15 protein-coding genes are annotated in these 22,614 nt (G+C 40.0%); 9 read left to right on the forward strand and 6 right to left on the reverse strand.

Annotated features, from left to right (window positions below; translation table 11 throughout):
* Positions 1 to 44 precede the first annotated feature (44 nt).
* The 3 genes from FCS21_RS11120 (at position 45) to FCS21_RS11130 (ending at position 8,302) form a co-directional block, all read left to right on the forward strand.
* Positions 45 to 6,164, forward strand: coding sequence for a beta-ketoacyl synthase N-terminal-like domain-containing protein (locus FCS21_RS11120; protein ID WP_138623367.1), 6,120 nt, complete (start codon positions 45 to 47; stop codon positions 6,162 to 6,164).
* 91 nt (positions 6,165 to 6,255) lie between these two features.
* Entirely contained in the window at positions 6,256 to 7,854 is a 1,599-nt protein-coding gene (locus tag FCS21_RS11125) for a PfaD family polyunsaturated fatty acid/polyketide biosynthesis protein (protein WP_138623369.1), read from the forward strand.
* 64 nt (positions 7,855 to 7,918) lie between these two features.
* Entirely contained in the window at positions 7,919 to 8,302 is a 384-nt protein-coding gene (locus FCS21_RS11130; RefSeq protein ID WP_118056167.1) for a hypothetical protein, read from the forward strand.
* Between the two features lie 201 nt (positions 8,303 to 8,503).
* Here the strand turns inward: FCS21_RS11130 and FCS21_RS11135 are convergent, their stop codons facing one another.
* The 3 genes from FCS21_RS11135 to FCS21_RS11145 form a co-directional block, all read right to left on the reverse strand.
* A complete protein-coding gene (locus tag FCS21_RS11135; RefSeq protein WP_246047190.1) occupies positions 8,504 to 9,097 on the reverse strand; it encodes a flavin reductase family protein in 594 nt (197 codons plus the stop codon).
* 52 nt (positions 9,098 to 9,149) lie between these two features.
* Entirely contained in the window at positions 9,150 to 9,425 is a 276-nt protein-coding gene (locus FCS21_RS11140) for a hypothetical protein (protein WP_138623373.1), read from the reverse strand.
* Positions 9,426 to 9,494: 69 nt separating this feature from the next.
* A complete protein-coding gene (locus FCS21_RS11145) occupies positions 9,495 to 9,818 on the reverse strand; it encodes a hypothetical protein (protein WP_138623375.1) in 324 nt (107 codons plus the stop codon).
* Between the two features lie 264 nt (positions 9,819 to 10,082).
* On the opposite strand from FCS21_RS11145, the gene FCS21_RS11150 reads away from it, so the two are divergent.
* The gene (locus FCS21_RS11150; RefSeq protein WP_138623377.1) at positions 10,083 to 11,726 is read left to right on the forward strand and encodes a M28 family metallopeptidase; all 1,644 of its coding nucleotides are present in this window, start codon (positions 10,083 to 10,085) and stop codon (positions 11,724 to 11,726) included.
* Positions 11,727 to 11,900: 174 nt separating this feature from the next.
* Here FCS21_RS11150 and ybaK read toward each other — a convergent pair whose 3' ends face one another.
* Positions 11,901 to 12,368, reverse strand: coding sequence for a Cys-tRNA(Pro) deacylase (gene ybaK / locus FCS21_RS11155; protein WP_138623380.1), 468 nt, complete (start codon positions 12,366 to 12,368; stop codon positions 11,901 to 11,903).
* Between the two features lie 338 nt (positions 12,369 to 12,706).
* On the opposite strand from ybaK, the gene FCS21_RS11160 reads away from it, so the two are divergent.
* The gene (locus tag FCS21_RS11160) at positions 12,707 to 13,021 is read left to right on the forward strand and encodes a DUF1840 domain-containing protein (protein ID WP_138623382.1); all 315 of its coding nucleotides are present in this window, start codon (positions 12,707 to 12,709) and stop codon (positions 13,019 to 13,021) included.
* A gap of 26 nt (positions 13,022 to 13,047) precedes the next feature.
* Entirely contained in the window at positions 13,048 to 13,530 is a 483-nt protein-coding gene (locus FCS21_RS11165) for a low molecular weight protein-tyrosine-phosphatase (RefSeq protein WP_138623384.1), read from the forward strand.
* Between the two features lie 140 nt (positions 13,531 to 13,670).
* On the opposite strand, the gene FCS21_RS11170 is transcribed toward FCS21_RS11165, so the two are convergent.
* Both FCS21_RS11170 and ppsR read right to left on the reverse strand, forming a co-directional pair.
* Positions 13,671 to 14,723, reverse strand: a complete 1,053-nt coding sequence (locus FCS21_RS11170; RefSeq protein ID WP_138623386.1) for a 3-deoxy-7-phosphoheptulonate synthase — start codon at positions 14,721 to 14,723, stop codon at positions 13,671 to 13,673.
* 124 nt (positions 14,724 to 14,847) lie between these two features.
* Positions 14,848 to 15,657 carry a posphoenolpyruvate synthetase regulatory kinase/phosphorylase PpsR gene (ppsR, locus tag FCS21_RS11175; RefSeq protein ID WP_138623388.1) on the reverse strand — a complete coding sequence of 270 codons (810 nt, stop codon included), beginning with the start codon at positions 15,655 to 15,657 and terminating at the stop codon, positions 14,848 to 14,850.
* A 201-nt stretch (positions 15,658 to 15,858) separates the two neighbouring features.
* Between ppsR and ppsA the strand changes: the two genes are divergently transcribed.
* The 3 genes from ppsA to ydiJ all read left to right on the forward strand — a co-directional run bounded on the left by ppsA (position 15,859) and on the right by ydiJ (position 22,558).
* A complete protein-coding gene (gene ppsA / locus FCS21_RS11180; protein ID WP_138623390.1) occupies positions 15,859 to 18,243 on the forward strand; it encodes a phosphoenolpyruvate synthase in 2,385 nt (794 codons plus the stop codon).
* Between the two features lie 144 nt (positions 18,244 to 18,387).
* Positions 18,388 to 19,053, forward strand: coding sequence for a glutathione S-transferase family protein (locus FCS21_RS11185; protein WP_138623392.1), 666 nt, complete (start codon positions 18,388 to 18,390; stop codon positions 19,051 to 19,053).
* 283 nt (positions 19,054 to 19,336) lie between these two features.
* A complete protein-coding gene (gene ydiJ / locus FCS21_RS11190) occupies positions 19,337 to 22,558 on the forward strand; it encodes a D-2-hydroxyglutarate dehydrogenase YdiJ (protein WP_138623394.1) in 3,222 nt (1,073 codons plus the stop codon).
* Positions 22,559 to 22,614 lie beyond the last annotated feature (56 nt).

The raw sequence follows: 22,614 nt of genomic DNA on the forward strand, positions 1-22,614 counted from the left end.
GAATAAGCCTGCAAGTTAGTGAACGATAACAATAAGAGAAATACATGGAAAACATCGCCGTAGTAGGTATCGCAAATTTATTTCCCGGTTCAAGTGCGCCAGAAGAATTTTGGCAACAGTTGCTAACGAAGCAAGATTGTCGCAGTAAAGCGACTGATGAACAGATGGGCGCAGATGTTGAAAAATACACCGGTAAAAAAGGCGACACAGATAAGTTCTATTGTGTCCATGGTGGTTATATTCGAGGTTTTAATTTTGATGCCCAACCTTTTTGTTACCGTGATAAGGTTACTAGCAACAACGACTTAAATAACACTGGCTCAAACAGTAATGACTTAACCACTGAATATTTAACGCAACTTGATGACGTAAACCAATGGTCTTTGTATGTAGCGCATCAAGCACTACTTGATGCGGGCTACTGGCGTAGTGACAAGTTAACTAACTGTGGTGTTATTTTAGGTAATTTATCTTTTCCGACCAAGTCGTCAAATCACTTATTTATGCCGTTATACCATCAAGTCGTTGATGACACGTTAAAGCAAGTGATTGATAACGAATTTGAATTAACGTCATTTGCAAAAAATAAAGCGGCTTACCTTAACGGTATTGTCCATGAAGATAATGCCTTAGTAGCTGGTTATCCTGCGGCATTATTAGCCAAAGCGGCAGGCTTAGGTGGCGCACACTTTTCGCTTGATGCGGCGTGTGCTTCAAGCTGTTATTCAGTTAAACTGGCCTGTGATTATTTACATACCGGCAAAGCCGATATGATGTTAGCTGGCGCGGTATCAGGCGCTGATCCTATGTTTGTTAATATGGGTTTTTCTATTTTCCAAGCTTACCCAGAAAATAATATTCACGCGCCGTTTGATAAAAAATCGCAAGGCCTTTTTGCCGGCGAAGGTGCTGGTATGATGGTGCTTAAACGTCATAGCGATGCGGTGCGCGATGGCGATAAAATTCACGCTATTATCAAAGGCGGCGCACTATCTAACGATGGTAAAGGCGAATTTGTCTTAAGCCCGAACACCAAAGGCCAAGTACTCGTTTATGAGCGCGCTTATGAAAATGCCGACGTCAATCCAGCAGAGGTAGATTACATTGAATGTCACGCTACAGGTACGCCCAAAGGCGATAATGTTGAGCTAGGCTCAATGGAAACTTTCTTCTCGCGTTATGGTCTTGCTGGTGAAAGTAGTGAAAGTCATAAACCGTTGCTCGGCTCAGTTAAATCAAATTTAGGTCACTTACTTACCGCAGCAGGTATGCCTGGCATGACTAAAGCTATTTGGGCGCTTAATGAGGGAAAAATTCCGGGCACTATTAACCTTGATGAGCCGTTAAACTCTAAAAAAGGTTACTTTGGCGCGGCTCAAATGCCAACACAAACTATCGATTGGCCAAGTAAAAACGGTGCAATGGCTAATTCGCAAAAGCCACGCACGGCAGGCGTCAGTGTTTTTGGTTTTGGTGGCGCTAATGCCCATTTAGTTTTACAACAACCCACGCAGACTATTTCAACAAGTAATCGTATGGCTAAACCAGCACAGCCGTTAGCGATTGTCGGTATGGATGCACATTTTGGCTCAGCAGATAACTTATCAACGTTTAAAACATTACTCGATAATAATGCGACCACCTTTAGAGAGTTACCGCCAAAACGTTGGCGAGGTATTAATAACAATAGCGCGGTAATGAAGGCATTAGCGTTAAATAAAGCGCCGATGGGCGGTTATGTTGAGGATTTTGACATTGATTTTTTGCGTTTTAAAGTGCCACCAAACGAGCAAGACCGTTTGATCCCTCAACAATTGATGATGATGAAAGTTGCTGATAATGCCGCTAAAGACGCTAATCTAAAGCCCGGTAGCAATGTTGCGGTGTTAGTTGCCATGGGCATGGAGTTAGAGTTGCACCAATACCGTGGCCGCGTTAATTTAACCAGTCAAATTGAAGAGAGTTTGCTGCAACAAGGCGTAAGCCTGAGCGACGAGCAACGTCAAACGCTAACAAATATTGCTAAAGATGGCGTGGCTTTTGCCGCGCAACTTAACCAATACACCAGTTTTATTGGTAATATTATGGCTTCTCGTATTTCAGCCTTATGGGATTTTTCAGGGCCAGCTATTACCGTGTCGGCGGAAGAAAACTCTGTTTATCGCTGTGTTGAATTAGCACAGAATTTATTTCAAACCAGTGATGTTGAAGCAGTAATCATTGCCGGTGTTGACTTAGCAGGCTCAGTAGAAAACATAACGCTACGTCAGCACTTTGGCGAACTCGATAAAGGCGCTCTTACCCAGCAGGCATCGGATGATAATCCATTTAACCATGAGCAATGGCAAGTGGGTGAGGGCGCTGCCGCTTTTGTTCTTAAACCGATTAGCGAACTTAAACGAGTGAGTGATCAGTACGCCTATGCGACTATTAATAGTATTGCTTTTGTTAATGATATCAGCGCACAGGCTATTGAAAAAGCGGCGAGTACTGCGCTTGCGCAAGCCGGTATTAATGCTAGTGATATTAGCCAAGTAGAAGCCAACGCTAGTGGTTTTATTGGTGAGAATGAAGCCGAGAAAGCAAGTTTACCAACCTTGTATCCAGGTAAAAAAATCAGCTCAGTGAAAAGCCAAATAGGTCATACCTTTAATGCCTCAGGTGCCGCTAGTATCATTAAAGTTGCGTTGGGTCTATCGAGTAAGGCTCAAGGTAGCACTCAATATAATGCTCAGTATAGTAATAAAGCACAATACACGGCGATTAATGGTTTAGCAAAAGACGGCAGTTGTGCGCATCTTGTTTTATCATCGAGTGTTCATGGTTGTGCTAAATCAGTTAACCAACCAGAGAATACTGATAATCAAAACGGCGTTAAAAAAAGACCACAGTTAATAAAAACTATCACCTTAGGTGGTAACAGTATTGAAGAGACTATTATAAAAGCAAGCGAAAAACCAAGTGTGAGCTCGCACTTTTTTGCGATAAAACAGGCTTTCAAGAATCGACAATTAATGGCGGTAGCCAAGCCCAATACCATTAACCTTGCACAGATTAAGCCTAGATTTAGTCAAGGTTCAAATACAGTTCAAGTACCTCAATTGTCACAAGCGACACCAAGTAATGGCACTCAATTGACAGGTGCAAGCGGAGCAGCAGTGAATAAATCAACTAATGTAATTACCCCGACTTTAAGCCAAGCAACAAGTCTAAGTATTAACCAGCATATCGCTCAAGAGACAGCAACACATAAGGCTTTCTTGACTAACCGTCAACTTGCTCAAGAGCAAATCGCTAATATGATAGCGCTGCAAGTTGCAGCAACTCAAGAGACGACGCTCGAATCGACAGTCGATTCAAGCAGTGACCATAGGGCTAATACCGATACTCTTGCGATGACTAGTTCATCACAAACAAAACTGACACCAAATTCTACGCCATTACCAGAGCAAGCTACAACAGGTTATAACTACGCACCGTTACAACTTGAAGAACGCTTTAGTAAACCAAGCGACATTATTTGGGATACCGATGATTTAGTTGAGTTTGCTGAAGGTGATATCGCTAATGTGTTTGGCGAAGACTACCGTATTATTGATAGCTACTCACGGCGTGTACGCTTGCCAACGACCGATTACCTATTAGTGTCACGTGTTACTGCCCTTGAAGCGACGGTAAACGAGTATAAAAAATCGTACATGTGCACCGAGTACGATATTCCGGTTGATGCCCCGTTTTTAATTGATGGTCAAATACCTTGGTCAGTATCGGTAGAGTCGGGTCAATGTGATTTATTACTCATCGCCTATATCGGTATTGATTTTCAAGCCAAAGGTGAGCGAGTTTATCGTTTATTAGATTGCGAATTAACTTTTCTTGAAGAAATGGCGTTTGGCGGTGAAACACTGCGTTATGAAATTCATATTGATTCTTATGCTAAAAATGGCGAGCAATTGTTATTTTTCTTCCACTATGATTGTTATGTCGGCGATAAAAAAGTATTAATTATGCGTAACGGTTGCGCAGGTTTTTTCACCGATGAAGAGCTCAAAGACGGTAAAGGTGTTATTCATAATGATAACGATAAAGCGCAATTAGCAGCAGCTAAAAAATCAGTGTTTACGCCATTAATGCAGCGTAATCGTGATATTTACAACTATAGCGACATGATGAAGCTAGTTAATGGTGATGTCGCTGGCTGTTTTGGTCGTAGCTATGATCAACAAGGTCGTAACCCCTCGTTAAAATTCTCCTCTAAAAAATTCTTAATGATAGAGCGTATTACCAAAATCGATTCCGCTGGCGGACATTGGGGCTTAGGCTTACTTGAGGGACAAAAAGATTTAGATCCACAGCACTGGTACTTTCCGTGTCACTTTAAAGATGATCAAGTCATGGCGGGCTCATTAATGAGTGAAGGTTGTGGTCAAATGGCGATGTTCTACATGTTGTCATTAGGCATGCACAACGATGTTAATAATGCACGTTTTCAACCTATGCCAGGTGAATCACAAACGGTTCGATGTCGTGGACAAGTATTGCCGCAGCACAATACGTTAACTTACCGTATGGAAGTGACCGAAATGGGCATGCAGCCATTCCCTTTTTTAAAAGCCAACATCGATATTATGCTTGATGGTAAAGTGGTGGTTGATTTTAAAAACTTATCGGTGATGATCTCCGAGCAAGATGATAATTCACCTTATCCGGTAACCTTGCCCGATAACGTCAAACTTGTACAAGGTATCAGCAAACCAACGAGTGAAAAGCCGTTAAGTGATAGCATCAATAACGAGCTTGATGAGCGAGGCATTGCACCATTTAAACACCCGCATCGTCCCTTAATGAAAGTGATATCTGACGTCAATGCGCCAAAAGAGAAAGGGGTAACACCTATTCAACATTTTGCAGCGCCCATGGTTGCAGGACAAAATCGTGTACCTAACCAAGCACCATTTACCCCATGGCACTTATTTGAATTTGCTACCGGTAATATCTCGAACTGTTTTGGTGCTGATTTTGATATTTACTCAAATAAAGCAGGTAAAAATAGAGTTCCACCTCGTACGCCTTGTGGTGACTTGCAAGTAGTGACACAAATCGTTGAAGTACAAGGTGAACGCTTAGATCTGAAGAAACAATCAAGTTGTATCGCCGAATATTATGTGCCCAGTGATGCTTGGTATTTTACTAAGAATAGCCATGAAGCTTGGATGCCTTATTCATTGATTATGGAAATAGCGCTACAACCGAACGGCTTTATTTCTGGCTATATGGGGACCACGTTAAAGTACCCAGATAAAGATTTGTTTTTCCGCAATCTTGATGGCACTGGTGACCTAATAAAGCAGGTCGATTTACGCGGTAAAACTGTCGTTAATAAATCGGTATTGTTAAGTACTACCATGGCTGGCGGCATGATAGTGCAAAGCTTCACTTTCGAGTTATACGTTAAAGGCGCTCGCGTTAAAGATAAAAGCGTAGCAGCCCAATCACTAGAAAGTCATGAGCTTTTCTACAGAGGAACCGCAGTATTTGGTTACTTTGGCGCGGATGCATTGACCAATCAACTCGGTATTGATAATGGCAAAGTTACCCAGCCATGGTTTGTTGATCACTGTGTAGAGGGTAAAACAACAACAGAGCAGGTTGAAGTGATTAATTTAACCGATCAGCACTTAGCGTATTACCAAGCACCAGCGAACAAACCGCATTATAAATTAGCGGGCGGACAAATGAATTTTATCGATACCGTTTCAATTGTTGAAGGTGGCGGTAGTGGCGGTGTTGCCTATATTTATGGCGAAAGAACGATTGATGCGAGCGATTGGTTTTTCCGTTATCACTTTCATCAAGACCCGGTAATGCCTGGCTCGTTAGGCGTAGAAGCGATAATCGAGTTAATGCAAACCTATGCCCTTAAAAATGATTTAGGTAAAGCGTTCGCTAACCCACGTTTTAGTACACCAACTAGTGTGGTTAAATGGAAATATCGCGGTCAAATAACGCCGTTAAACAAGCAAATGTCACTCGATGTACATATTACTAATATTGTTAAAGAAGCTGGCGAAGTACGTTTGATTGGTGATGCTAATTTATCTAAAGATGGTCTGCGAATATACCAAGTTAAAGATATTGTGTTATCAATCGTAGAAGCTAATTAACGGTATTAATACTTGTTAAAATAAATAAAAATTCACGAAATTAAAAATTACTGACAAAAATAAGAATAAGTCAGTATAAACAGGAAACAAGATGCCAAATATTGATTTTAATAATGCCAGAGCCATTGATTGGGCATGGAAAGCTAACGCCAGTGACGTTAACAGTAGTGATGTGCAAATAAAGTCAGCATTAATGGATTTAACCAAGCCAGTGTATGTTGCCAAATCATCGAATGGCTTAGGCGTGGTCAACACTACCGCCGTTACTGGTGACACAAGTGTGTTAGCATTTGCGCAAAAGCTTATGCCGCAAGATTTAGGTGATGAGGCATTTAAAAAGCAACATGGTGTTAAATACGCTTATCATGGCGGCGCAATGGCTAATGGCATTGCTTCAGTTGAGTTAGTCGTTGCTTTAGGTAAAGCAGGGTTCTTATGTTCATTTGGCGCGGCAGGTTTAATCCCAGATGCAGTCGAAGAGGCGATAAAACGTATTCAAGTAGCCTTACCTAATGGACCTTACGCGGTGAATTTAATTCATGCTCCCGCAGAAGAAGCTCTAGAGCGTGGCGCGGTTGAACGATTTTTAAAACTTGGCGTTAACACCGTTGAAGCCTCAGCGTACTTAGGCTTAACCGAGCACATTGTCTGGTATCGCTTAGCAGGTTTAACTGAAAACAGTGATGGTAGTGTCAATATTGGTAATAAGGTTATTGCCAAAGTATCTCGCACCGAAGTGGCGCGTCGCTTTATGGAGCCAGCACCGCAAAAATTAATTGATAAACTGCTCAGTCAAGGCAAGATAACCCAAGCTCAAGCTGAGCTGTCAAAACGTGTACCTATGGCCGATGATATTACCGCTGAAGCTGATTCGGGTGGTCATACCGATAATCGACCATTCTTAACTTTATTGCCGACTATCATTGCACTTCGTGATGAAATTCAAGCGCAATATAATTTCTCGCCAGCATTACGTGTGGGCGCTGGTGGTGGTATTGGTACGCCAGAATCGGCCTTAGCGGCTTTTACTATGGGCGCAGCTTACATTGTGCTGGGCTCAGTAAACCAAGCCTGTGTGGAAGCGGGCGCTTCTGAGCACACCCGTAAGTTACTGGCGAATGTTGAAATGGCTGATGTCACCATGGCGCCGGCTGCTGATATGTTTGAAATGGGCGTTAAATTACAAGTCGTTAAACGTGGTTCAATGTTTGCCATGCGCGCCAATAAACTTTACCAGTTATACAGTAGTTATGATTCTATTGAAGCGATCCCTACCGATGAACGTCTTAAAATTGAGCAGCAAATATTTCGTGCTAACCTTGATGACGTTTGGGCAGGTACGGAAGCTTTCTTTAGTGAACGCGACCCTGAGATGTTAGCGCGCGCGCAATCGAGTCCTAAACGTAAAATGGCGTTAATTTTTCGTTGGTATTTAGGGCTAAGCTCTCGCTGGTCAAATAGTGGTGAAAAAGGTCGAGAAATGGATTATCAAATTTGGGCTGGTCCAAGTCTAGGTGCCTTTAATAGCTGGGTAAAAGGCACTTATTTAGCAGATTACACCCGTCGCTACGCTGTGGATGTTGCGCTACATATGTTAAAGGGGGCAGCCTACTTACAACGCGTTAATCAGTTAACATTACAAGGGGTTAGTTTAACGACTGAGCTGGCGAGTTATCGTAGCGAAGATTGATTGTTAACTCTTGACTTTCAAGTAAGGTAAAATATTTGCGAGTAATCATTATCAAGGAAACCAGATGTCAACCTGTACCGAATTTGCCGTATTTGAGGTTAAAAAAGCTAACGTAGTGCGTGTACTCGCGGTAAGTGAACGTTTATTTTCTGAAATAAATGCAGAGCAAGAAAGTATTATTGCGCATGAAATCTTAGTAAAAACAGCTAACTCAGATAAGCATGTCAATCAGCATTTTACTGATGCTGACAGTGAGGATGTGCAGGAAATATGTTGGCATCTTACTTGGGCTAATGTTGCAGCGGTAGAAGCAAGCTCAAGTAAATGGTCAAGCTATCCAAGCGCAGCAGCAATAGAAGCTTTAGTAGGGAAAAAACTCTATTATGGCCACTTTGTTGCAATTGTCGGAGCAGCTGCGGTTGGAGATGCAGGCTTAGTATCAGAGTAAACAGAGTATCTTGTATGATCATACAAGGTCGATGGGTAATAAATAGAGTTCAGGTTCAATCTATAATTTGCTGTATTGCTTGAACTAGGTATTTTTCTTGATGTTACCACTGAAAAGTCGCCAGTCGATCATCACGTTATTCATAGTGAAGGCTGAGCTGAACTGAGCATTGTCCATTATGTTTTCATTGCACTGACAAATTTATTCAGGTCGATTAAGCGCTATATAATTGGACGTAAAGCTATAACCATCAGCACCCATTTTACCCACCGAGTCAATTAACGCTTGGTTAATACCCTCATCACTGTAAAGCTCATCTCTTACATACACTGACTTCACATCTAAAAGTACCAAAGTACCTCCAGTGGGTAAATCACTAACAGAAATAATTTCTCGTAAGGTACATTCATAACGTATAGGTGAGTCAGTAACCGAAAAAGGGTGTACGGTACAGCTATTGCCATGCTCAACCTCTGCGATGTCAAATTCACTTTCATCCATGGCTATACTGGCACTGGTGGCGTTCATTTTTTCTAGTAAATGACTGTTAACTATATTAACCACACATTCACCCGTTTCTTTTATATTTTGCAAGGTATCTTTATCAATACCACTACGTTGTGTTACTTGTGTATAAAGCAGTACCGGAGGGTTACAGCTTGCAACAGTAAAAAAAGAGTAGGGCGCGAGGTTATCAATCCCTTTTTTTGAACGGGTACTGATCCAAGCAATGGGTCTTGGGGTGACACCACCATTTAGCAGACGATATTTCTCTTGTGCATTTAATTGTGTCATATCAAAGTTCATTGATTATCCAGATAAAAATTAATATAAAGTTATATGGGTGTTAGCGCAGTAGTAAATAAGCACCTAAGCCTAAGCCGAGATACATCATTATAGCGAAAGTACAGCCAATAATAGTTAACGTCGTTGAAATGCCTAAAAACTTGAAGCCTAATGCCGCTGATAATGCTTTAGGGCGTGATTGAAATGAATGGAAAAATTTAAATTCGGTTAACTTTTCAGCTAATGCTTGATCGCTTTTAATCTGGCTATCAATGGTTTTATCATACATAAAAGCCACGACATAAAAGGCGATTAAAAAAGCTAAAATAGGTTCCATAATTATTATCCGGATGTGGTTAAGTAGAGGGAGATAGGCTTAATGCCACTTTAAAGTAGTAAAAACCGACTAAGCTATAAAGTAGTCTTCCATTATCGTTAATAGTTGGTTAATACTAACCGTTGTTACCATATGCTCGGTAGAAGCGTAAATGACCCCGGCTTTGTCACCTAGGGCAATGTCGACCAAGTCAGGTTTACTATCATGTAGCACCAGTACTATTTTCTTATCGATAGTAATACAGTCGATGGTGATTGCATCGGCGTTTATACCTTGTTTGCGTAAGGTTTTATCCATAATCCCCATGAGAGTGTCTATGTTTTTATGACGTTGATAAAATATATCATTGGCTTGGGCGACTACTTCAGAAAGTTCTTTTAAGTTTTTTGTCATTTTCTACTTACGCTTTATGGTTTTTTATTAATAAGGGATGTGATTGAGGGCATTTGCAAATGATGCGGCTACTGTAAACTAGCAAGCCTTTAAAAGCTATCTACACCTTCATTGATTATTTTACTCTGCTGGCAACTGACCATGACAGTTAGCTTATATTGGCTTTTTGTGATTTATACCTAGGTACTAGTTAGTTGTTTTGAGAACATTTATACTTTGCCCATCTTTTTACACAAGCTTTATAAACAGGTAAGTATAATAATTATGATGAAAAAAATTGGATTGTCACTTCTTTCTGCCGCAGTATTAGTAGGTTGTACTAAAACCACGCCTGAGCAATCAACGCTTGCCAATAGTGCTGAAGATATTAACGCAAGCTATAACAGTATTAATACCACGCAATTAATTGACCATGTAAAAGTACTCTCATCTGACAAATTTGGTGGTCGTGCACCATCAAGCGAAGGTGAAAAACTTACCCTTGATTACTTAACAGAGCAGTTTACTGCTATTGGTTTTAAACCAGGTAATGGTGACAGCTTTTTACAAGAAGTGCCGTTAGTGTCAATTGAAGCATCAACTGATATGACATTAACCATTGGTGGTAAAAATTACCAACATGGTACTGACATGGTGATGGGCAGCGCCCGAATTAGCGAATTAGAGCAGCTTAAAAATTCAGATCTAGTTTTTGTTGGCTACGGTATTAATGCGCCAGAATATCATTGGAATGATTATAAAGACCTTGATGTTAAAGGAAAAACTGTTGTTATTTTAGTGAATGATCCTGGTTTTGCTACCCAAGATCCAGAGCTATTTACCGGTAATGCCATGACCTATTATGGTCGCTGGACATACAAATATGAAGAGGCTAGCCGTCAAGGCGCTGAAGGCGCCATTATTATTCATGAAACAGCGCCGGCTTCTTACGGTTGGTCTGTTGTGAAAAACTCTTGGACTGGGCCTCAGTTTAGTTTTCAGCGTGACGATTTAAATAAAGACCGCGTTGCCGTAGAAGGCTGGGTTAATAGTGCTGTTGCTGCTGAGTTGTTTAGTAAAGCGGGCTTAGATTTTGAAAAAATGAAGGCACGTGCAGCGCAAGGCAGTTTTAATATTGATATGGGTAACTTAGATGCTTCTGTTACCGTTAAAAATACTATAAAAAAATCTACCTCGTATAACTTTATTGCTACGTTACCTGGTAGTAAAAAAGCGGATGAACATATTTTATACTCAGCGCATTGGGACCACCTTGGTACAGACTTAACCAAAGAAGGTGATCAAATTTATAATGGCGCACGTGATAATGCTACCGGTACTGCTGCTTTAATTGAAGTCGCTGAAGCTTTTGCAAAATTACCTAATACGCCAGAGCGTTCAATGACCTTTTTAGCTGTCACGGCAGAAGAGCAGGGCTTACTTGGTTCTAAGTTTTATGCGGCTAATCCTGTTATTCCTGCCGCTAAAACAGTTGCCAATATTAATATGGATGCGTTAAATGTAAACGGTAGGAGTAAAGATGTTGCCGTATATGGGTTAGGACAGTCAGAACTTGATAACTTTTTAACGACAGCGGCCTTAAAACAAAACCGTGATATTTCAGGTGATCCAAGACCGGCGGCAGGTATTTATTACCGCTCTGATCATTTTGCTTTTGCTAATGTAGGTATTCCAGCGCTATATGCCAAAGGTGGCGCGATACCTGCTGATCAAGCTACGGCTAATTTACGTGCTAGGTTAGACCCAATTCTTGGTAAGTGTTATCACGGTCTTTGTGATGAATACAGTGATGAGTGGGATTTAACGGGGGCAGTTGAAGATATGCAATTGTTCTTTGAAATTGGTGTTGAGTTATCTGAAGCTGATGTTTGGCCGCAGTGGAGCAAAACGTCTGAATTCAAAAGATAAAACGTAGCGTTAAAAATATCATTAAATCTATGTTTTAATTAGTTCAGTGAGTGTTTTAATAATATAAGCGGTAGCGGCTAAATGTCACTACCGCTTTTTTATCGCTGCTTTAACAGAAAATAAGTTATAACTAATTGATTAATTAGGAGTTCTTTTTTAGGCGAAGAACTATAGTTACTGAGTTAACTCAGCGAGAGTCGCTTGACTGAGCTTTTGTAAATCTTGAGGAGCTAATTCTATCTCTAAACCTCTTTTACCCGCACTCACAAATACCGTCGTAAATTGCTTTGCTGAGGAGTCAATAAAGGTGCTGAGGCGCTTTTTCTGTCCGAGCGGACTAACACCACCGAGTACATAACCGGTAGAGCGCTCAACATCACTTCTTAATGCCATAGCCGCTTTTTTACCGCCACTCGCTTTAGCAATTAATTTCATACTTAACATCGCCGAGACAGGTATTATCGCTACTACCAGTTTTTTAGCATCAATATTGACCACTAAGGTTTTAAACACTCTTTCGCTTGAAATACCCAGCTTTTGTGCAGCTTCGTCACCATAAGATTCAGCGGTTGCATCGTGAGTATACTCATGGACGTGATAATTAACTTTGCTCTTTTTAGCGGTATTAATTGCGGGAGTCATGTAAATCTCTTTTTATTGAACATTTTTGTAGCGTTAGTAACTTAAACGTATTGTTTGACGTTAAAAATTGCCAATGTTTTATGTTAATACGCCATTATCATACCACCGAGCCATCATCATGCTCAAAGAGTAACTAAGAGTAGGTTTATATTTAACAGCTAATCACTCGAATTAGCGTCAAGGGTTGTATTGCTTTAGCATATAAATCGACAGGTGTGCTATGATGTTAATCACTATAATGGTAATACCAATGAACTACTCGTGTGCTTAACATGTATTGTCAAAGCTACCTGTGACTACCTATTCATAATGCTTTTATAAAAAGAGAGAATCAACTTATGCTCGTAACTTTTTCCAGTAAATCTTATGCCAATATAACAATGTTTGGTGATGTTGCAGTACAATTGTTAAAACTCATGGGCCGTAAAGCCACCATACCCAGTGCGATGCTTACCGAAGATATTCCGGCAGCGCTAGCGCTTTTGCAAGCGGCTATCGATAAGGAAAAGCAGTTAGCGCAGCAGGAGGAGCTGGACGAAGATAATGACGAGCCGTTGCCAGTTAGTCTCCCTCAACGTGCTTTGCCGTTAATTGATATGCTTAAAGCAGCGGTTGAAGATAAGTCTGATATAATGTGGACCGACAAAAGTTAACGACATGAGAATTGGTGACTAATAAAATGAATGGTAATGAAATAAATTACAATGGCATAAAAAGTATTCTTTTTGTCTGCATGGGCAATATTTGTCGCTCCCCCAGTGCAGAAGCTGTTTTTAGGCATAAAATGCAAGTAAAAGGCTTGGCATTAAAAGTTGATTCAGCCGGTACTTTAGGTGCTCATGTTAAAGAAAAACCCGACCACCGAGCTCAAAAAGCGGGTCTCGCCCGTGGCTATTCTTTTAAGGGTATTAAAGCGCGTAAAGTTACCGTAGAAGATTTCAGTGACTTTGACCTTATTCTTGCTATGGATAATGACAATGTTACTGAGCTAAAAAAAATAGCGCCCGTGGCTATGCAAGGTAAAATAAAGTTGATGCTAGATTTTGCTACTGAACGTGAAGAAAAGCAGATCCCCGATCCTTATTACGGCGGCGCTAAAGGGTTTGATTACGTACTTGATTTAGTGGAAGCAGCGAGTGACGGCTTGTTAGCACAACTATAAAGTTCAACAGCTTTGTAACTTTCAATTATTACAAAATATCTCCCCAGAGTAGCAATAAATAACAGTAAAAACCTTAGCTTTTGGCTAAGGTTTTACATGGCTTATATCGTCTTTTTAAAGGCAATATGTAAAGAAAGCCTTTACAGGTAACGTGTTTTTACTGCCTCAGCCAGTAAGGCTAAAATCTCTGCACTGACCGTTAAATCAATACAAGCATCGGTAATACTTTGACCATAAATTAAGTTTTTTTCGGCTTTTACTGCTTGATTACCTTCCTTGATAAAACTTTCAATCATCACGCCAAACAAACTGTTTTCGCCTTGACTAATTTGTGCAGCTAAAGAGCGAGCAACATCAATTTGTTTGTTGTGATCTTTATAGCTATTGCCATGGCTACAATCAACCATGATACTTTGTGGTAATGATGCTTTTTCAAGTGCTGAACGAGTCGTTTTAATATCATCAGCATGGTAATTAGGAACTTTACCGCCGCGTAAAATCACGTGTGCAAAGGGGTTACCATGTGTTTGATAAATACACATTTGACCACTTTTATCAGGGGAATATAAAACATGAGGTACGCTCGAGGCTTGAATGGCATCAAGGGCAATTTTTACATTACCATCGGTACCATTTTTAAAACCAACAGGGCAAGAGAGCGCTGAGGCTAACTCACGGTGAACTTGACTTTCAGTGGTACGTGCGCCAATAGCGCCCCAGCTAATTAAATCAGAAATATATTGACCAGTAACCATATCTAAAAATTCAGTCCCTGCTGGCAATCCTAAATCATTAATATCAACAAGCAAGTTACGGGCAAGTCGCAAGCCTTTGGCAACGTTAAATGATTTGTCTAAATCAGGGTCGCTGATTAAGCCTTTCCAGCCAACAGTAGTACGTGGTTTTTCAAAATAAACACGCATTACAATGAGTAATTCATTTTTATACTTGTCACGTAACACGGTCAGTTTTTTTGCGTAATCAATAGCCGCTTCAGTGTCGTGAATTGAGCAAGGGCCAATAATAACTAATAAGCGTTTGTCTTCGCCACTGATTATCGCTTCAATGTCTTTACGGCTTTGTATAATAAAATCGGCAGTGGCAGCACTTAACGGGATTTCTTCGGCAAGTTGTGCTGGTGTGGCTAAGTTTTCAATCAGCGTGGTACGTAATTCATCGGTTTTAGTTGTCATGGTATTCTACTATTATGAGTTGGTGCTAAGGTTAGTTGGCGCTTATTTTAGGCTAGTGTAACTTTTTATCTTAGTGCGAACGTGTTTATCTTACTTATCTTTTATGTTTTTTAGCGCTATTACGTTAATACTTGTAACGCTGTAAGCCTGTTTCAGCCAGTATTTTAGCGGTAATTTCTTCAACTGAAAGCTTAGTGGTATTGATAAAAGGTATTTTTTCATTTTTATAAAGCTTTTCTACCTCTCTTACTTCCATTCGGCATTGTCTTGCTGAGGAGTATTTACTGTTCGCCATGCGTCCATCTCTAATATCGATTAAACGTTGAGCATCTATCGTTAGCCCGAACAATTTCTTATGAAAAGGTTTTAAGAAATTAGGTATCGTAAGCTCTTCCATATCATCGTCAGTAAACGGATAATTCGCTGCTTTTATACCATATTGTAGTGCTAAATAGAGTGCGCTAGGGGTTTTCCCCGAGCGTGATACTCCCACGAGTATTACGTCTGCTTCTTCATAATTGGTCACGTTTGAACCATCATCATTGGTTAATGCATAGTTCACTGCATCAATACGATAGTCATAACTTTTCTCATGCATGCTATGAGTTCTGTGCGTTTTAGGTTTGGCTTTTATAGAGAGTTCTTTTTCAAGTGGCGCTACAAAGGGTTCTAAAAAGTTATAAAGAATAGCATCGCAGCTCTCAATAATTTCACGCACTTCGTTATTAACAAAGGTGTGAAAAACTAATGCAGGCTTACCACCGCGACTACTTGCTTTATTAATGCGTGCTTTGGTCAGTAGGGCTTTTTCGGTTGTTTCAATAAAAGAAATGGTGTGGTGTTCAAATTTAGTTGGAAAAAGAGACAGTAGTGCATTACCAAAAACTTCTGAGGTGATGGCAGTACCATCTGAAATATAAAAAGCTGATCGCATAGTTAATTCTTCTTATTCAATAGTTGTTTACTGATGATTTTGTTTGATAAAAAGCAACCGTTCATCAAAAAATCCTGCTCTTTATTCTACGCTATATGTTACGTTAAATTTTATTTTGTCTTTTCGTTTATACGAATGGCAGTGTAGAATGTATTTAGCGACAAATAAATAAGCAAATTTATTTTTAATTGGAGAAGTAACGTGCAAGAAAATGTTCTTTGGTATCAAAACTTAGGTATGAATGATGTAGACCGCGTTGGCGGTAAAAATGCATCCCTTGGTGAAATGATTTCTAACTTAGCGAATGTTGGCGTGCAAGTTCCTACGGGGTTTGCTACTACGTCGTTCGCATTTAATGAATTTTTAGAGCAAAGTGGTATTAATGAAAAAATTTACCAACTCCTTGATGGTTTAGATGTTGATGATGTTAATGCGCTGGCTAAATGCGGTGCAGTTATTCGTCAATGGATTATTGATACGCCATTTCTTCCACAAATGCAGGCTGATATTGAAGCCGCCTATGCAAAGCTTGCCGGTGATTTCTCTGACGATGCTTCTTTTGCTGTTCGCTCTTCTGCTACCGCAGAAGATATGCCAGATGCTTCTTTTGCTGGCCAACAAGAAACCTTTTTAAACGTCCGTGGTTTTGACTCAGTGATGGTTGCTATTAAGCATGTTTTTGCCTCACTTTTTAATGACAGAGCGATTTCATACCGCGTGCATCAAGGCTACGACCATCGTGGCGTTGCCCTATCGGCTGGTATTCAGCAAATGGTACGTAGTGATATTTCTGCTTCAGGCGTTATGTTTTCTATTGATACTGAATCTGGTTTTGACCAGGTTGTCTTTATCACTTCAAGCTTTGGCTTAGGTGAAATGGTGGTACAGGGCGCGGTAAACCCAGATGAATTTTATGTTCATAAACCAACATTGGCGAAAGGAAAACCTGCGGTAGTTCGCCGTAATATTGGTAGCAAAGCTATTAAAATGGTGTACTCAGATAGCCAAGAACATTCTAAGCAAGTTGAAATTGTCGATATTGATGAAGCGGACTCTAACCGTTTCTCATTAACCGATAGTGAAGTTGAAGAGCTGGCTAAACAAGCCGTCATTATTGAAAAACATTACGGTCATCCAATGGATATCGAATGGGCTAAAGACGGCTTAGATGGCAAACTATATATTGTGCAAGCTCGTCCTGAAACGGTTAAGAGTCGTGAAAATACCAATGTGATGGAACAGTTCCAACTACAAAGCAACGATGATGTTAGTGTGGTTTGTGAAGGACGCTCAATTGGTCATAAAATTGGTAGTGGTGAAGCGAAGGTTTTATCATCATTAGCTGAAATGGATAAAATATTACCAGGTGATGTATTAGTTACCGATATGACAGACCCTGATTGGGAACCTATCATGAAACGTGCTTCAGCGATTGTTACTAATCGCGGTGGAAGAACGTGTCATGCCGCTATTATTGCCCGCGAAATGGGCATTCCTGCGGTGGTTGGTTGTGGTAATGCGACAGAGCTGATTAACACTGGCGATAAAATTACTGTGTCGTGCGCTGAAGGTGATACTGGTTTTATTTACCGTGGTAAATTAGATTTTGATGTGAAAACGTCTGAAATTGACGATATGCCTGAATTACCACTTAAAATTATGATGAACGTTGGTAACCCAGACAGAGCGTTTGCGTTTGCCCGTTTACCTAATGCTGGTATTGGTTTAGCGCGCTTAGAGTTTATCATCAATAAAATGATTGGTATTCACCCTAAAGCATTGCTTAATTTTGATAGCCAATCGGCTGAATTAAAAGAAGAAATTAACGATATTATTGTTGGTTACGACAGCCCCGTTGAGTTTTATATCGCTAAGCTAACCGAAGGCATTTCAACATTAGCGGCAGCTTACTCACCGAAGAAAGTGATTGTGCGCATGTCTGATTTTAAATCAAACGAGTACGCTAACCTTGTTGGTGGTGAAGCGTATGAGCCTCATGAAGAAAACCCTATGATTGGCTATCGTGGCGCAGCGCGCTATATCTCTAAAGATTTCAGAGATTGTTTCGCGCTTGAATGTGAAGCGATTAAACGTGTACGCAACGAGATGGATTTGACTAACGTTGAAGTGATGATCCCGTTTGTACGTACGTTAGGTGAAGCAGCCGCTGTTATTGATATTTTAGCTGAGCATGGTTTAAAACGTGGCGAAAATGGTTTACGCGTTATTATGATGTGTGAATTACCATCGAACGCGTTATTAGCGGATCAATTCCTTGATTACTTTGATGGTTTCTCTATTGGCTCAAACGACTTAACTCAGTTAACACTTGGTTTAGATAGAGACTCAGGCTTAATCGCGCACTTATTTGATGAGCGTGACCCAGCAATAAAAGTCTTATTAGCCATGGCGATAAAAGCGTGTAAAGCACGTGGTAAATACGTTGGTATTTGTGGCCAAGGCCCTTCAGACCATGAAGACTTTGCCGCTTGGTTAGTAGAGCAGGGCATTGACAGTGTTTCGTTAAATCCTGACACCGTATTACCAACCTGGTTATATCTTGCTGAACAACTAGCGAAGAAATAACACGAGTGACGATAAAATCGAAATAGAAAGTAATCTTACAGATTGCTGATTATCGATAATAAATATAAAAAGGGGCGAATTATTTCGCCCCTTTTTTGTGAACATTTATAAAAACTTACTTTTTCTATTTAACAAGGATCTACCATGAGTTTAACCGTTTATGGCGTACCACTTTCACCTTTTGTTCGCAAAGTACGTCTTTGCTTAGCTGAAAAAGCACTGGCTTATCAATTGGAAGTTATTTCACCGTTTGACCAACCTGATTGGTTTTTTGCGCTTAACCCACTAGGTCGTATTCCAGCACTTAAAGATGATGAATTAACCTTGGCTGACTCGAGTGTTATTTGTCAATATATTGAAGAAAAGTACAGTGGTTTAACACCGCTACTGGGGAAAAATGCTGAGCAGCGCGCTAAAGTACGTTGGTTTGAAAAATATGCAGATTATGAATTGGCCCCATTAACTACCTTTACTGTCTTTCAACAACGGGTTATTCACCCAAGTATGAACCAGCCAACCGATGAAAGTGTGGTTACGTTAGCATTAACAAAAAGCTTACCAGTACATTTTGACTACCTTGAACAAAGTTTAGGTAATGCTGAGTATTTTGTTGGTGATACCTTAACGCTTGCGGATATAGCTTTTGCTTGTCAGATGGTTAATATGGAACATGGTGGTGAGGTGTTAGATAACAACCGTTGGCCCAATCTTGCAGGCCTTTATACTCGCATCAAAGCCAGTGCTACCATGCAAGCTTTGTTACCAGGAGAGCAAAAAATACTCTCTTCAATATTGCCTCAGCAAAGCTAAATAGAATTTACTAACGTGCACTAAAATATATTCATCTTATCTCATTTCACATATTTTTTTATTCATTTAACAACCATGTTATTAATTAACATGGTTGTATTGAGTGATAAGGTATGTGAGGAAGGTTAACCGTAGTTATTAATTCAATAAATCAGTATAGTTATCCTGTTGTGAGTTTTTATTATGGCTTGTTAACGTATCAATAGATAAAAATAAATTTTGAGTAAACATTCAATTTTCTCATGATATACTCGGTTTAATGTCCCGTAATTTATGTTTATTTATGTTACCTAAAATCACTCATCAAGCACACTTACCCGCTCTTTATCTCGATTTTGTTAATACATTAACAAAAGGCCAAGGCTTTACTGGTGATATTGATACGAGTTATGGCGGCCGACTTAGTGTTGCCACCGATAATAGTATTTATCAGCAATTACCCCAGTTAGTGATCCAACCGCGTACAAAATACGATGTTGTTTTAGTCGCTAAAATAGCCAATGATGCTAAATATTGTAAGATTAAATTTAGTGCTCGTGGTGGTGGTACAGGAACTAATGGACAAAGCTTAACCCCAGGGGTAGTGGTCGATTTATCTAAATACATGAATAATGTGTTAGAGATAAATATTGAAGAGAAATGGGTGCGTGTTGAAGCGGGTGTTGTTAAAGATCAGCTTAATGATTATTTACGCCCTCATGGCTTTTTCTTTGCACCTGATTTATCAACCTCAAACCGAGCAACTATTGGCGGTATGATTAATACCGACGCCTCTGGACAAGGCTCATTAGTGTACGGAAAAACCTCAAATCATGTGTTAGCACTTGAATCGGTTCTTGCTAATGGTGATGTTATTTATACTGAACCAATGACGTTAGCCCAAGCACAGCATTTAGCACAGCAAAGTACGATGAATAGCCATGACGATGCTCAAGTCTATTCACCCTCTCATGCAGCTATTATGGCGCAAGTACTCACTAGTTGTATTGATAATAGAGCGTTGGTGTTAAAAACGTTTCCTCGCTTAAATCGCTTTTTAACGGGGTATGATTTAGAAAATGCATTAACAGCTAACGAGTCAGGAGAAATAACAGGCGTTGATTTATCACGTTTGATCACCGGCTCTGAAGGCTCGCTAGCCTTTGTTTGTGAGGCAAAACTCAATATCAACCCTATTCGTGTTGCTAAAACACTGATTAATATTAAATACGATAGTTTTGATTCAGCACTTCGTCATTCTCCAGCTTTGGTTGCCGCTAAAGCAACCTCGGTAGAAACCATCGATTCACGGGTGTTAAATCTCGCCAAGCAAGATATTGTTTGGCATAGCGTCAGTGATTTAATTACCGATGTCCCTGGTAAAGTGATGGACGGTATCAATATTGTTGAATATAACGGTGATAGCATTGCCGATTTAGCAATACAGGTAAGCGAACTAACGGCAAAACTTGATGACTTAATTGGTAGTAATGATGGAGAAAAACTCACTAATAGTTGCGGCGTTATTGGTTATCAAGTCACGTCAGATCTTGCCAGCATTAACAAAATTTATGCCATGCGTAAAAAAGCTGTTGGCTTACTTGGTAAAACCGAAGGTAGTCAAAAACCGTTAGCTTTTGCTGAAGATACTGCCGTGCCGCCTGAGAATTTAGCTGATTTTATTGGTGAGTTTCGTGCGCTACTCGATAGTCATCAATTAAATTACGGCATGTTTGGTCACGTTGATGCAGGCGTATTACATGTTCGTCCAGCACTTGATATGTGTGACCCCGAGCAAGAAAAACTATTACGAACAATCTCTGATGAGGTGGTTAAATTAACCGCCAAATATGGCGGTTTAATGTGGGGCGAACACGGTAAAGGTTACCGCTCTGAATATAGCCCAGCCTTTTTTGGTGAGCAATTATTTACTGAGCTGAGAAAAATAAAAACGGTATTTGATCCGCTCAATAAGATGAACCCAGGTAAAATTTGTACACCAATTGATTCAAATGAGCAATTGGTGAGCGTTGACGATGCCAAACGTGGTAGCTTTGATAGACAAATACCTATTACGGTTAAAGAGTCATTTACTGCAGTAATGGAGTGTAATGGTAATGGCTTATGCTTTAATTACGATGCTGATAGTCCAATGTGCCCGTCGAGTAAAGTAACTAGAGACAGGCGTCACTCTCCTAAAGGACGTGCCGGTTTAATGCGTGAATGGCTGCGTTTATTAGAAAAACAGGGGGTTGATATCCTCCAGTTAGAGCAGAGCATTAATAAATCAAAAAATATTTGGTCGGTAAAAGAAATTTTAAGTAATACTGCGGCAAAATTTCGCATTAATTTCATTGAAAAATCACGGAAAAACAGCCCTAACGATGACTTTTCACATGAAGTAATGGACGCAATGCAAGGCTGCTTAGCCTGTAAAGCTTGTGCTAGTCAATGTCCGGTGAAAGTTGATGTACCAGACTTTAGAGCCCGTTTTCTTAATATTTATTACTCGCGCTACACTCGACCATTAAAAGATCATTTAGTGGCTAATGTTGAAATATTAGCGCCTTTAATGGCGAAAGTACCTAGAGTTGTTAATGCGTTACTAAAAACCTCGCGCTATGAACGCTTTTCGGCTAAAACCATTGGTTATGTTAATACGCCTTTACTGTCAGTGCCTACCTTGCAAAAACAAGTCAAAGAATCAGGTTTCTCAGGTTTTGATTTAACTAAACTACAAAGCTTAACCGCAGCACAACGCAAAGACTACGTTCTTATAGTACAAGATCCGTTCACCTCATTTTACGATGCTAGTACGGTAGAAAGTATGATGCATTTAATTAAAAAACTGGGCTTAGAACCCATTTTGTTACCTTTTAAACCCAATGGTAAAGCACAGCATGTTAAAGGTTTTTTAGCGCGCTTTGCTAAAACAGCACAGTCAAGCAGTGACTTTTTAAATCAGTTGGCTGCGCTTGATATTCCTATGCTAGGCATGGATGCGTCAATGGTGCTTTGTTATCGCGATGAATACGCGAAAACATTACAACAAAAGCGCGGCGACTTTAGCGTATTACTTGCCCATGAATGGTTGTTGAATTTTATTAACGATAATGACACTAACAAGACGAATACTGTTAAGGCATCATTAACGCCAACGGAACCAGAGCATGAACAAACTACAGCTCCTTTAAAAAATACTATTTTTAAATTGTTCTCACATTGCACCGAAAAAACGGCGTTAGTTAACAGCGAAAACGAATGGCAAACCATTTTTGAACACTTTGGCTTAACACTAGAAAAAGTCAGTGTAGGTTGTTGTGGTATGGCAGGGACTTATGGTCATGAAAAAGCTAATATAGATAATTCTAAAGAACTATTTGAATTAAGTTGGCAACCCAAAGTAACCGCTTTAGCAAGTGAGCAAATACTCGTTACGGGTTTTTCTTGTCGCTCACAAGTAAAACGCTTCAGTGATTTAAAAGCTAGGCATCCAGTAGCCGCAATACTTGATTCTTTATCTTAACGATAAGCGAGTTAATGAGAAGCGAAAAGTGATGTTAAATAGAAAGTAAAATTAAG

Source organism: Colwellia ponticola, assembly GCF_005885605.1.
Taxonomy (GTDB): domain Bacteria; phylum Pseudomonadota; class Gammaproteobacteria; order Enterobacterales; family Alteromonadaceae; genus Colwellia; species Colwellia ponticola.